Consider the following 12,964-nt stretch of genomic DNA (forward strand, 5'->3'; position numbering starts at 1 on the left):
ATGGATGAGAGGTTGAAATGAAAAAGGACTGTAAAGTTGCTTTATGCAACCTCACAGCCCTTGATAATATTTAGCTAATCAATCGGTTAATTTTCAATCACGATACGGTTCAGCTTAAGATTTACCGGGGCAGCAATCGTGTCACCCACAGGGCATTTGCTTTCTAAAAATTGCACGAATGCTTCGACCTTCTCGGCAGGGGATGGGGTCTTTATGTAGAATGTATAGCGAATATCTGAATAGCCGGGACGGACTTCAGAACGGTTAAAAAATCCATCGAGGTCCAGATCACCTTCAACATCTACTCTGAAATCTTCAAGCTCTACCTCAAATTTGGAAGCATAAACTCGAGCCACAATAGATTGGCAGGCCCCTAAAGAAGCAAGCAAAGCTTCAACAGGATTCATTCCTGTATCCGTCCCCCCGAGATTTTGTGGTTCATCGATGACGAGCTCGAATTGTCTTGCTTTTGTAATGACTTTAACCCCATCTTGTAAATGGGCAGTTGCTTTGAAAGTTTGAACATTTGGCATTTGTCTACACTCCTTCTTCTGGACAACCCAATTATGATTAGATGTTTCGAATTTTATGTAATTCATAGTATTTTTCTAGGAATTGTTTAGATTATAGTTCTATTCTTTGTACCTTGTCAATACTTGATTAGTATTATTTGGATTCTTACATCTTCATGAGTTGGATTTTGTTAAAAAGTATGGGGAGGAGATAAAGTGTCAAATGAAATTGAGCGCTACTTGAACAGTCCTATGGTTAAAATTCTAGGGGGAGCAATAGAGTTAAGAGATGATCGAATAAAAACTAAATGGAAGACTGAAATAAAACCATTTCTTCTTGCACCGAATCCTGTAACGGTGGATCTATACAATATTGTTACTAAAAAAACAACGAAGTCATCCGTCGAAAATCTTAAACCTGTGGTGAATGTTTCTTGGAATGATGCTATTTCTTTCTGTAATCTGCTTTCTCAGAAGGCTGGATTGAAAGAAGCTTATATTATAAGTGACGATGGAGATCATATTATTTGGGATAGGGAAGCGGGTGGCTATCGACTTCCAACAGAAGCAGAGTGGCAATATGCATGTAAAGCAGAAACTACTGGCTATCAATATGGCGAGCTAGATAAGATAGCTTGGTACAATGAAAATTCAGATGGTGAACTCCATGTTGTAGGGTCGAAAGAACCGAATGCATGGGGGCTTTATGATATGTTGGGGAATGTTTGGGAGTGGTGCTGGGATTTATATGATGAACAAGTGTACGGCTCCTATCGGATTTTTCGAGGAGGCAGCTGGGCTGAAGAGGCCAGGGGCTGTGGAGCAACCTGTCGTCGTCGCAGCCATCCCACATTTTGTGTGGATGATCTTGGATTTCGTCTTGGTCGATCTTTATAACATTAATTCGTCTCTACATTAATCAATTCACATTAACACAGAAAATGATTGTTCCTAAAATAGACTTACTACAGGAGGTGCTTCTAGAATTAGAAAGTTTGTAGCTATCTCCGTTGTAATTATTACTCTGCTCGTTCTAGGAATGTACGCAGCACTTCAGTTTAAATATAATTCACTTGAGAAAAACTTAAGAGAATATTTGATCACTGTTGAAGGATACTCTGAATCTGATTTACTGAGTATTAAAGCTAAACTGAGCTCAATGCCGAAGTTCCCTGTATATGTTAGATTTGCTAATGAACCAGATACGGATTATATTTTCACAGACAGAGATGCATCAGATTGGAAGCAACTAGATCCTAAGGAGCCGCAAAGATTAAAGAAGGTTAATCAATAGTTGAGATATAGCAAAAAATCTTGGTCAGTAAAATGAATAGCATCTCTCTAAGCTGACCGCACTCTGTGCGGTTTTTTCTTTGTGGATCTTGCTAATGAAAAAGATAACTTGACAGAAAACAATTCGACGTATACATTTGTATACATAAACGAAACGTATACATATGTATACAAATAAAAGGAGGAGTAAATATGCGTGATGGACATTTCGGAAAACGCGGTCATAGAGAACATGGGGAACACAAAGACCGTGGAGAGCATAGAGATCGCGAGCATATGAGCAGACATGGGATGGATTCTATGGATGGTCCCCCAAAAAGTGCACAAACTTTTCGTCGCGGCAGAGCTCTAGCATTTTTGGAAAAGCTTAATGTGAATCGAGCCACTTTACAGCGGCAGCTGCAAACACCGGAGCTGGATTCGATCAAGCAAGTGATTAGCGGTGAATTGAAGGCAACGGAAGCGATTATTGAAGAGTTTATCCATATTTTTCAGATTCATGAAGTAACGCCGGAAGATAAGACTGTTGGCGAAATTAAAAAAGAGGAGAATGATCAAAAAAATGAAAACCATTGATCTTATAAAAACCCGTAGAAGTATTAAGCAATTTAAGGCGGATTCGATTCATGAGGATGATTTATTGAATTGGCTGGAAGCAGCTAGTTATGCTCCAAACCATCGTATGAACGAACCTTGGGAACTCCTATTTATCGGGCCTGAGACTAGAGCTAAATTAAAGCATAAGACGAATTTTGGAAACGCTCCTGTCGTTCTTGCTATCTTATCTAAACCTGGTGCAACAGCGTTTGAACGTGACGAGAATGTTATGGCTGCCGCTTGTTTCGCACAGAACTTCTTATTAGCTGCACATGAAGTGGGAGTTGGAGCATATTGGGCTTCTTTAGGTGCTTTACCTCATAATCGTGAAATTCTAGGTGTCCCGCAAGATTACGATGTGATTGGACTATTTGGTATTGGATATCCGGAGGAAATCCCAAATGCTAAACCAAGAACACCGATGAAATCAAAAATCACATATTTATCTTAAAAGGTGATGGAATGTGGAAACTTAAGAGTTACTTAAGGCCATATTGGGTGTGGTCTGTGTTAGCACCACTTATGATGATGCTCGAAGTGTTTATGGATTTGCTTCAACCTACACTAATGGCGAGCATTGTGGATCATGGGATTATGACGAAAGATTTATCACATATTTATTCGACGGGATTGACCATGCTCGGAGTAGCATTTGTCGGTCTAATTGGTGGGGTGGGCTGCACCGTTTTTTCGAGCATCGCCTCACAAAATTTCGGGAATGATTTACGGATTAACCTGTTTGAACATATTCAGAAATTCTCAAACAAGAATCTGGACCAATTGAAGACGGGCTCGTTGATTACTCGTTTAACAAACGATGTGGTACAGCTACAAACCTTTGTTCAGATGATTTTGCGGAATATTCGCTCTCCATTGCTATTAATCGGCAGCTTGATAATGGCTATACGGATTAGTCCTTCACTGACCCTTATCCTTGTCGTTGCCGTGCCATTGCTGGTTGCAATATTATATGGGTTGATTCGACTTTCTTTCCCTTTGTTCAAGAAAATGCAGGTCAAATTAGACGGCGTCAACACAGTATTACAGGAAAATTTATCGGGTATCCGTGTAGTCAAAGCCTTCGTCCGTGCTAAGCATGAACAGAAACGGTTTAATACAGCTAATAAGGATTACACAGAAACTGCGATAAAAGCGGTGCGATTAATGTCGTTAAATATGCCGCTCATGATGCTTGTGCTCAATGCTAGTATCGTAGCTGTTCTTTGGTTTGGTGGGCTGCAGAGCTGGAACGGCTCGCTGCCGGTCGGTCAGCTAATCGCCTTCATTAACTATATCACCCAATTGTTGATGTCTATGCTGATGTTGAGCAATATGCTCACATTCTTCTCGCGTGCAAAGGTCTCCGCAGATCGGGAGAATGAAGTGTTTTCTACGATCAGCGAGATTACAGACGTAACCGAAGCTAAAAAAGATAAGCTACAAAACGGTCGAATTGTATTTGACAACGTTTCCTTTGCCTATGATCCTGCGGATGAGAACCTCGTGTTAGATGGCATCCATTTCACTGCTGAGCCAGGTGAAACTGTAGCCATCCTTGGAGCCACAGGCGCTGGTAAATCAACCTTGGTGAGCCTCATTCCACGCCTTTACGATGTATCTTCTGGATCAATCACAATTGATGGTTCCGACACTCGGCAAATTTCTTTGGAACATTTACGTCGCAAGATCGGTTACGTTATGCAGCAAGCCATTCTGTTCAGCGGAACAATCCGTGATAATATCCGATATGGCAGACCGGAGGCTACGGATGAAGAAGTGGAACAAGCAGCAAAAGCTGCTGAAGCGCACCATTTTATTTTAGAGCTGCCACAGGGTTATGATACAGTGCTTGGCCAACGAGGCATCAACTTGTCCGGTGGGCAGAAGCAGCGGCTTTCGATTGCAAGGGCGTTGTTAATTCAGCCAACAATTCTTATTATGGATGACAGTACTAGCGCACTTGATGCGGCGACAGAGTCGCGAATTCGGCAAATGTTAAAAAAACGGCTGAGTAGTAGCACTAATATTATGATTGCTCAGCGTGTCACATCTGTGATTGATGCGGACCGCATTTTAATTCTAGAAAACGGCCGAATTGCTGTACAAGGTACACATGATGGTCTAATGAGTAGCAGTGAAATTTATCGAGACATCTGGAAATCACAGATGAAAGGGGAGGAGGTTCCTTATGTCAAAGCATGACAACGGCATGAACACTCCCCCTATCCATAGACCAGGCGGATTCGGAACAGGAATAGGACCGGGATCTGGCCCCGGACGCGGCGGCGCTGTGCCAATCGTGCGCGCCAAAAATCAAGCGAGCACGCTTAAACGCATCTGGACTTATTTGAATCGTCAGCGGTTCGGGTTAATCATTGTATATGTATTTACTGTGTTGAATGCACTTATTTCATTGATCGGACCGTATCTCATCGGTAAAGCGATTGATACTGCGGTTATTCCACACAATTATCAGGGTCTTATTCGGTTTTGCATACTCCTTATTGGCATTTATGGGCTAGGCAGTGTAGTTGCCTGGGTGCAAGCATACGTCATGACATCTGTTTCGCAGAATACTGTTTTTGAGCTGCGACGTGATCTGTTCAGCAAGTATCAGCAGCTGCCCATTAAATTTTTTGACACTCGGGTTAACGGAGAATTGATGAGCCGGGCAACTAACGATATAGAGAGCGTATCCAGCACACTCAATCAGAGTGTAACCCAATTGTTAAATAGTTTGATAACATTAAGCGGCTCCCTCGTTATTATGTTAATGCTGAACGTTCCGTTGACTGTAGTCTCATTAATCACGATCCCGCTCGTATTATTGGCTAGTCGAAAAATCATTGGTTTAAGCCGCACTTATTTTAGAAATCAGCAGCGACATTTAGGTGAACTTGGCGGGTTCATCGAAGAAACCATCAGCGGACAAAAGGTGGTCAAACAATACAGTAGGGAAGAGTCAGAAGTTAAACGATTCCGAAAAATAAGCGGAGAACTGAATAAGGTCAGCATTAAGGCACAAATCGTATCAGGATTAGTAGGACCCGTGATGAACATGATTAATAACCTTGGTTTTGCGATCATTGCCGGGGTTGGGGGCTGGATGGCTTTCCATAACATGGCTACGGTTGGTATAATCGTTAGCTTCCTTACCTATTCCAAACAGTTCGGTAGACCCATTTCTGATCTTGCTAACCAGTACAATTTAATTCAATCTGCAATCGCCGGTGCAGAGCGTGTGTTTGAGGTTTTGGAGATGCCGTCCGAATACGGGGATGAAGAAAGTGAGGATCTCCCAAGATTAACAGGGGAGGTTGTTTTTCAGGACGTTTCTTTTGCTTATAAAGCGGATTCCCCGATTCTGTCTGGCGTTACGTTTGAAGCAAAACCTGGGGAGAAAATTGCACTCGTTGGCCCAACAGGAGCAGGTAAAACAACCATCGTTAACCTGCTGATCCGATTCTATGATTTGAATGGCGGTTCCATACGAATTGATGGTCGCGACATCCGAGAGCTGGATAAAAACGCACTTCGTAGTCAACTAGGGATGGTGCTGCAAGATGCGCATGTATTCTCGGGAACGATTCGTGAGAATATTCGGTTTGGCCGACTCGATGCGACCGATCTAGAGATTGAGCAGGCGGCTCAGCTAGCCAATGCGGATGCTTTTATCAAAAGATTGCCGCATGGTTACGAGACCCTCCTCAATGCAGAAGGCAGTAATCTGAGTCATGGCCAGCGCCAGCTGTTAACGATTGCTCGCGCAATTTTAGCTGATCCTGCCATATTAATTCTTGACGAAGCAACCAGTAGCGTGGACACACGTACGGAAATGCACATTCAACAAGCAATGAAGAATTTGATGAAGGGTCGAACAAGCTTTGTAATCGCCCACAGGCTTAGTACGATCCAGGACGCCAATCGCATACTCGTGATCCAGGGTGGAGGAATTGCTGAGCAAGGAAGTCATGAGGAGCTTCTTGCGATGCAGGGCGCCTATTACGAGTTATACAATACCCAGTTCAAACGAGCGATTTAAAGAAACATTTGTATGGCTGTGAAAAAACACTGACTTGGATCAGTGTTTTTTTATTAGCGAGGTGACCACAGACCATCGAATTGACCGCCGAAACGCTACATTGTATGCTACTACAAGATAATGTAAACAAGGAAGTGATTATTTGAGCCATTCCAGCTATGAACAGCTTGAGACCGAAGGCAAACTACCGTTTGATGTTTCTTTACATAGTGTCAACTTTGTGCCGAATCACTGGCATATGAGTGTGGAGCTGATTTTTGTGCTGTCCGGCAATCTAGAGGTTTCGACCGGAAACCGTCAATATAGGCTTAAAGAAGGCGATATGCTACTCATTAACCAGTGTTACGTGCATGAAGTTATCGGATTAGATCAGAATATCATCGCTACCTTTCAAATCCCAACAACCTATCTTAAGCAGCATATCCACAATGTGGAGAAGATCAGCTTTGAATGTTATTCTGCTGAAGTCGGTCCTGAGAAGCAAAATGGCTTAGATAACATGCGTCAGCTCATGGCTGAAATGGTACAACTTAAGTACAAAGGCGGAGAAGCCTATGAACTGGGGATGGAAGCACGTATGCTTGGGTTATTCTCTGTTTTGGTCAAACAGTTCAAGCTGCCAAATTCCGGTGAAGCGATGAATATAAAATATATGGAACGAATGATGAGCATCATCACTTATATAGATGAACATTATAAAGACCCGGTGTCGCTGCAGACAATCGCAGAACGAGAGTATTTGTCGGTGCCGTATTTGTCCAAATTTTTTAGCGAGAACATTGGGGTCAACTTCCAGACTTACTTAACCAGCATTCGTTTAAAAAATACCGTAGAAGCCCTTTTAAGAGATCAAGAGCATTCGCTTGCTGAGCTGGCACTTGAGCAGGGCTTTCCAAACGCAAAATCTTTTTACGCTGCATTCAAAAGCCGATATCATATTACACCACATGAATATCGCAAAAAATATCGACCTCAAACTCATGCGAAACAGGAAGGTTCTGCTTCCGGCTACTTAGCATTTAATCAATCCAGCGCACTGGGTATTGTTCGGCAATTCCTGCGGCGTAGTCAGTCGCACCAGCTTGAACCCGTACATGCGGTTGTTCAGCTATCTGCGAGTATTCCATTAGACAGGATTCAGCGGCAAATCCAGCATAGCTGGAAAAATATCATTACGATTAGTAAAGCAAATGAAGGACTTCAAAGTGATGTACAAGCTCATTTGAAATATGTACAAGAGTGGTGTCCGTTTCGCTATTTGCGTTTTCATGGAATTTTTGATGATTCAATGATGGTGTACCAGGAGGATCACGAAGGGCAGGCACATTATAATTTTCGCTTTGTAGATCAGTTGTTTGATTTTTTGTTATCGATCGGCTTGAAGCCTTTTATAGAACTGGGGTTTATGCCTTTTGATCTCGCAGCAGACAGCAGTAAACATGTGTTTTATAAAAAGAGTTACGTGAGTCCGCCTAAATCCATGGACCGCTGGTGTGAATTGGTAGATCGGTTTATTCGCCATTGTCTCAATCGGTACGGTCTTGAAGAGGTGGAAAGCTGGAAGTTTGAATTCTGGAACGAACCGGAATATGGTTTGTTCTGGCCTGCGACGGAAGAAGCGTACAACGAATTGTATGCCCGAACGTTCGACACCCTCAAAGCCATCTCTCCGAACCTTCAGATTGGCGCTCCCGGTAGAATTATTACTCTGAATTCCAATGCATTTTGTGAACAGTTTTTCGCTTTCTGCAAAGAACGGGGTTGTCTTCCAGACTTTATCCCGTTACATTTTTATCCGCATGAGGACATGGATGATCTGCTTAGTAAAAATTGGGAGCCTAAAGAACGATTAAGTGAAAAAGAAATATCTCCACTTACAGTAGAGGGGTTCAACAAAGTGTCCCCAAACCCCGATTATTTGAAGGAATCACTGGAGCGTGAAATCGGACTGCTCGCTGAGTTGGGACTTAACGGACAAGAGTTATATTTAACCGAATGGAATTCAACGGCATTTCATCGTGAACTGACCAATGACACATTATATAAAGCTGCATATATCGTAAAAAATATCATCGAAAATCTCGACAGCATCAGTGGGTTCGGATATTGGGTACTGAGTGACAATATTGAAGAAACAGCGGCTTCATCCCGGATATTTCATGGTGGACTTGGACTTATGGCTCAGTATGGAATTCCGAAAGCGGCTATGAATGCCTATGAAATGCTCGCTAAGCTGGGGAATCGGCTAGTCGCACATGAAGAGGGTTATATCGTGACAGCTGGAAGAGGTGGTTATCAGATTTTGGCTTATAATTACTGTCATTTTGATGATTTGTACGCGCTTGGTGATACTTCATTCATTACACCTACTAGTCGTTATAATGGCTTCAAAAACGAGAGGCTTCTTAAAATTGAGCTCGCTTTAACTGGATTACCATCTGGCAGATATAAGCAAGTGAATCATACGATCAACAGGGCACATGGCAGCAGCTTTGACAAGTGGGTAGAAATGGGGGCTCCACCCGTTCTGACTGCAGAGGACACTGCTTATCTAAAAGCTGCCTCTCTTCCAGGTAGACAGATTCAACTTCTTGAAGTAGGTGAAGAGCTTTCTGTTGTTATTAGAATGGAACCTCATAGCGTAGAGCTCATTGAGCTGACTCCATTGTTTTGAGAAAATGAGTCAATTTTTAAGCTTCATCTTGATGAATGATATTGAAGCGCTTTCATTTAGATTAAAAATGAACCTAAAAGTGTGTAATTGACCACCTCTCCTCCAAGAGGTGGTTTATTTTATAATCAAATTGTAAACGTTTTCTAAAAGGACGAGGAGGAATTACAATGACTGGAGAATCGATTAAAGGGCAGGTTCACACCCCTTTTCGTAGATTGACCTTTGGTATTCTGCTTGGTTACGGCATGATGATGCTGGCACTGATGACACCTGCCACCTTGCTGCTGACCTTTAAAATGATTGAAGTGGATCCGAATGGATATACCTCTTCCTATGGACTGGTTGCAGGAATAGGTGCATTCTTTGCTCTTATCGGAAATCCGATTGGCGGTGCACTCAGTGACCGAACCCATCTTTCGTTCGGACGGCGGCGCACGTGGATTATCCTAGGTCCACTAGTTGGCTGTGCTGCGCTGGTATGTACTGGTTTCGCCAAAGAGCCTTGGCAGATCATGATTAGCTGGGCAGTCGCACAATTTTTCTTCAATGTAGGGATGGCAGCCTATACAGCGCTTATTCCAGACCAAGTACCTCAGGAGAAACAAGGGACAATCTCCGGATTAATCGGTCTCACTATTCCAATCGCTATGACGGTAGGGATGATCATGATGACAGTGATGACCTCAGTTTCTTCAGAAATTAAGTGGCTTTTGCTAGGTGTAATCGGTATCATAGGTCCACTTCTCAGTACGTTGATTATTAAAGAAGGTAAAGTAGAAATTGTTCCCAAGACACATAATCAAATATCGCTGGGTAAGAAGCTGAGTACGATTTTTCCTAGTCCACGTAAATTCCCGGAATTTTCTTGGGCTTTCGTATCCAAGTTCCTGATCATGATGGGATATTGTAGCACTTTATACCTCACAGTCATGCTGGTAAACCGGATGGGACTTACGGAAGAGCTGGCCACCGCAAAGGTTGCTACGATTAATATCGTTATGCTAGTGGGTGTTGCAATTACAAGTATCTTCGGTGGGGTGTTGTCAGATAAATTTGGTAAGCAAAAACCATTCCTGATTGTTTCAGGGTTCATCATTGCTATTGGGGTTCTGTTGTTTGCCTTTGTGCCAAGTTATCCGGCCTACATTGCCGGAGCTGCAGTGATCGGATTGGGATTTGGCTGCTTCTCAGCCGTAGATATGGCACTCGTTGCACGCATTCTTCCAAGTAAAGAGGATTCAGCCAAAGACTTCGGGATTATGAACGTAGCTAATGCTTTGCCACAGTCCATTGTTCCAGCAATCGCTCCTGTGCTGTTAGGCATTGGCAGCTGGACCTTCTTTTATATCTTCCTTGCCGTCTGCACCATACTTGGTATGCTGGCAGTGAAGCCACTTCCAGAAGTGGGAACAGAGAAAAGTGCTCAAACTGCTGAACTAACAGCTGTCGAAGCGCAATCACAAAAAGCCAATCTGGTCTAAGAAAAAACAAACAAGAAAACAGTGGAGGGAAACCATATGAATCAGAGAGAGACTATTAACACTAAAAGCCTTCATACCATTTCTTACGTAAGCAATAAGGGCGGTCCAACCTTGGGTTATTCCCCTGATTCTGGAGTGCAGATTCTCGAGCAGGACGGACTGTTCTTCAAAGATCTGAATCGTAATGGCAAGCTGGATAAATATGAGGACTGGCGATTGACGCCGCAAGAGCGGGCTGAAGATCTAGCTTCACAAATGAGTATTGAACAAATTGCTGGACTCATGCTGTATAGTCGTCATCAATCCATCCCAGCACTTAGTAGCAGCTGGTTCTCAGGAACATATAACGGTAAATCCTATGAGGAGAGCGGAGCTAAGCCATGGGAGCTTACCGATGAACAATTAGCATTTCTGGCACAGGACCATCTAAGACATATTCTGGTGACCACCGTGGAAAGTCCGGAAATTGCTGCCCTGTGGAACAACCAGGTGCAGGCATTTGCAGAAGGAACCGGCCTTGGGATTCCAGCCAACAACAGCTCCGACCCACGCCATGGCTCAGATTCTAATTCAGAGTTTAATGCTGGCGCTGGTGGGCAAATCTCCATGTGGCCGGAGACGCTGGGCCTTGCGGCAACCTTCGATCCGAAGATCACCTATCGTTTCGGGCAAGTTGCCTCACGTGAGTATCGTGCACTTGGTCTAGGGACGGCGCTATCGCCGCAAATCGATATTGCTACAGATCCACGATGGTTTCGTTTTAACGGCACTTTTGGCGAGGATTCGAAGTTATCTGCTGACATGGCAAAGGCTTATGTCGACGGCTTCCAGAGCTCGGAAGATGACAGGGAGATTAACGAAGGTTGGGGATATGACAGCGTGAACGCTATGGTAAAACACTGGCCTGGCGGTGGTTCCGGGGAAGGCGGAAGGGATGCACATTATGCTTGCGGCAAGTATGCCGTCTATCCGGGCGGTAACTTTGAAGAACATCTTATTCCTTTTACAGAAGGAGCTTTTAAGCTGGATGGTCCAACCAAGCAGGCTTCAGCGGTAATGCCATACTACACAATATCTACAGATCAAGATCAAGTGAACGGGGAGAATGTCGGAAACTCTTATAATTCCTATCTTATTACCGATCTGCTTCGGGAAAAATACGGTTACGATGGCGTTGTGTGCACAGATTGGCTCATTACAGCAGACGAATCAGATAGTAAGGATTCCTTTCTCAGTGGTAAACCTTGGGGCGTAGAGGGTATGTCCGTCGCAGAACGGCATTACAAGCTCTTGATGGCAGGCGTTGACCAATTCGGCGGCAATAATGAGATGGAGCCAGTCCTTGAAGCATACCGAATGGGAGTAGCTGAGCATGGAGAGGTATGGATGCGGAATCGTTTTGAGCGGTCAGCTGTTCGGCTTCTACTTAATATTTTCCGTCTGGGTCTCTTCGAGAACCCGTATTTGAAGCCTGAGAAGAGCGCTCGAATTGTTGGGAATCCTGAGTTTATGCAATCAGGCTATGAAGCACAGCTGAAGTCGATCGTGCTGCTGAAGAACAAAAATCGGGTATTGCCGTTGGCAGCGAAACAAACCGTATATGTTCCGAAGCGTTATACTCCAGCAGGAAAGGATTGGTTCGGCAACCCAACGCCGGAAAAGACAGAATATCCAGTGAACCTGGATGTTGTGTCTAAATATTATTATGTGACAGATCAGCCGGAAAAAGCAGACTTTGCTCTTGTCTTCATAAGCAGTCCTAAATCAGGAGTAGGCTTTAGTCAGGAAGATTCTGAGCAAGGCGGTAACGGCTATGTGCCCATTAGCTTGCAATATAGACCGTACACTGCGGAACATGCTCGGGAGCAGAGCTTAGCTGGAGATGCGCGAGATAACGATGTACTTAACCGTTCTTATAAAGGAAAAACCGTTGTTACGCATAATGAGAGCGATCTGGATCGTGTCCTGGAAGCTCGCAAGCTGATGAAAGACAAACCGGTAATTGTGTCGATGTTACTGTCCAATCCTTCGGTTGTTGCCGAATTTGAGGGAGAGGCTGATGCTATACTTGTTAACTTTGGGTTACAGGATCAAGCACTTATGGAGGTGTTAACGGGTGCCGAGGAGCCTTCGGGCTTGCTCCCAGTACAAATGCCATCAGGTATGCAAACGGTAGAAGAGCAGCTGGAAGATGTGGCACATGACATGGAATGTCATGCGGATTCAGAAGGAAATGTATATGATTTTGCCTTTGGAATGAATTGGAATGGTGTTATAGAGGATGAAAGAACGAAGAATTACCGGAAATAAGAACCGTTCTGCGGAAAAATAAAAGCAAAGCACCGCCTGAAGAATTTATCAGACG

Annotated in this window: 10 protein-coding genes; 9 read left to right on the plus strand and 1 reads right to left on the minus strand. The window is 43.7% G+C overall.

Annotation, left to right across the window (positions count from 1 at the left end; all coding sequences use genetic code 11):
- Positions 1–86: 86 nt before the first annotated feature.
- Positions 87–533, minus strand: a complete 447-nt coding sequence (locus tag NYE25_RS04690; RefSeq protein WP_042188137.1) for an OsmC family protein — start codon at positions 531–533, stop codon at positions 87–89.
- A gap of 231 nt (positions 534–764) precedes the next feature.
- Here NYE25_RS04690 and NYE25_RS04695 point away from each other — a divergent pair, with 231 nt between their 5' ends.
- From NYE25_RS04695 to NYE25_RS04730, 9 genes are all read left to right on the plus strand, one after another.
- Entirely contained in the window at positions 765–1,409 is a 645-nt protein-coding gene (locus NYE25_RS04695) for a formylglycine-generating enzyme family protein (RefSeq protein ID WP_341055652.1), read from the plus strand.
- Positions 1,410–1,515: 106 nt separating this feature from the next.
- On the plus strand, positions 1,516–1,806 hold the full coding sequence (locus tag NYE25_RS31250) for a hypothetical protein (RefSeq protein WP_405176747.1): 291 nt from the start codon (positions 1,516–1,518) through the stop codon (positions 1,804–1,806).
- A gap of 191 nt (positions 1,807–1,997) precedes the next feature.
- Positions 1,998–2,381, plus strand: a complete 384-nt coding sequence (locus NYE25_RS04700) for a hypothetical protein (RefSeq protein WP_052404285.1) — start codon at positions 1,998–2,000, stop codon at positions 2,379–2,381.
- Positions 2,368–2,853, plus strand: a complete 486-nt coding sequence (locus tag NYE25_RS04705) for a nitroreductase family protein (RefSeq protein ID WP_341145245.1) — start codon at positions 2,368–2,370, stop codon at positions 2,851–2,853. The genes NYE25_RS04700 and NYE25_RS04705 overlap by 14 nt, the downstream gene beginning before the upstream one ends.
- Before the next feature lie 11 nt (positions 2,854–2,864).
- Positions 2,865–4,604: an ABC transporter ATP-binding protein gene (locus NYE25_RS04710; RefSeq protein ID WP_341145246.1), complete on the plus strand. Its 1,740-nt coding sequence runs from the start codon at positions 2,865–2,867 to the stop codon at positions 4,602–4,604.
- Positions 4,591–6,444, plus strand: coding sequence for an ABC transporter ATP-binding protein (locus NYE25_RS04715; protein ID WP_341145247.1), 1,854 nt, complete (start codon positions 4,591–4,593; stop codon positions 6,442–6,444). The genes NYE25_RS04710 and NYE25_RS04715 overlap by 14 nt, the downstream gene beginning before the upstream one ends.
- A gap of 142 nt (positions 6,445–6,586) precedes the next feature.
- Positions 6,587–9,118, plus strand: a complete 2,532-nt coding sequence (locus NYE25_RS04720) for a GH39 family glycosyl hydrolase (RefSeq protein ID WP_341145248.1) — start codon at positions 6,587–6,589, stop codon at positions 9,116–9,118.
- 167 nt (positions 9,119–9,285) lie between these two features.
- A complete protein-coding gene (locus tag NYE25_RS04725) occupies positions 9,286–10,599 on the plus strand; it encodes an MFS transporter (protein WP_341145249.1) in 1,314 nt (437 codons plus the stop codon).
- 36 nt (positions 10,600–10,635) lie between these two features.
- Positions 10,636–12,909: a glycoside hydrolase family 3 protein gene (locus NYE25_RS04730; RefSeq protein WP_341145250.1), complete on the plus strand. Its 2,274-nt coding sequence runs from the start codon at positions 10,636–10,638 to the stop codon at positions 12,907–12,909.
- Positions 12,910–12,964 lie beyond the last annotated feature (55 nt).

This window comes from Paenibacillus sp. FSL E2-8871 (assembly GCF_038000345.1).
In the GTDB taxonomy this organism is placed as follows: domain Bacteria; phylum Bacillota; class Bacilli; order Paenibacillales; family Paenibacillaceae; genus Paenibacillus_AQ.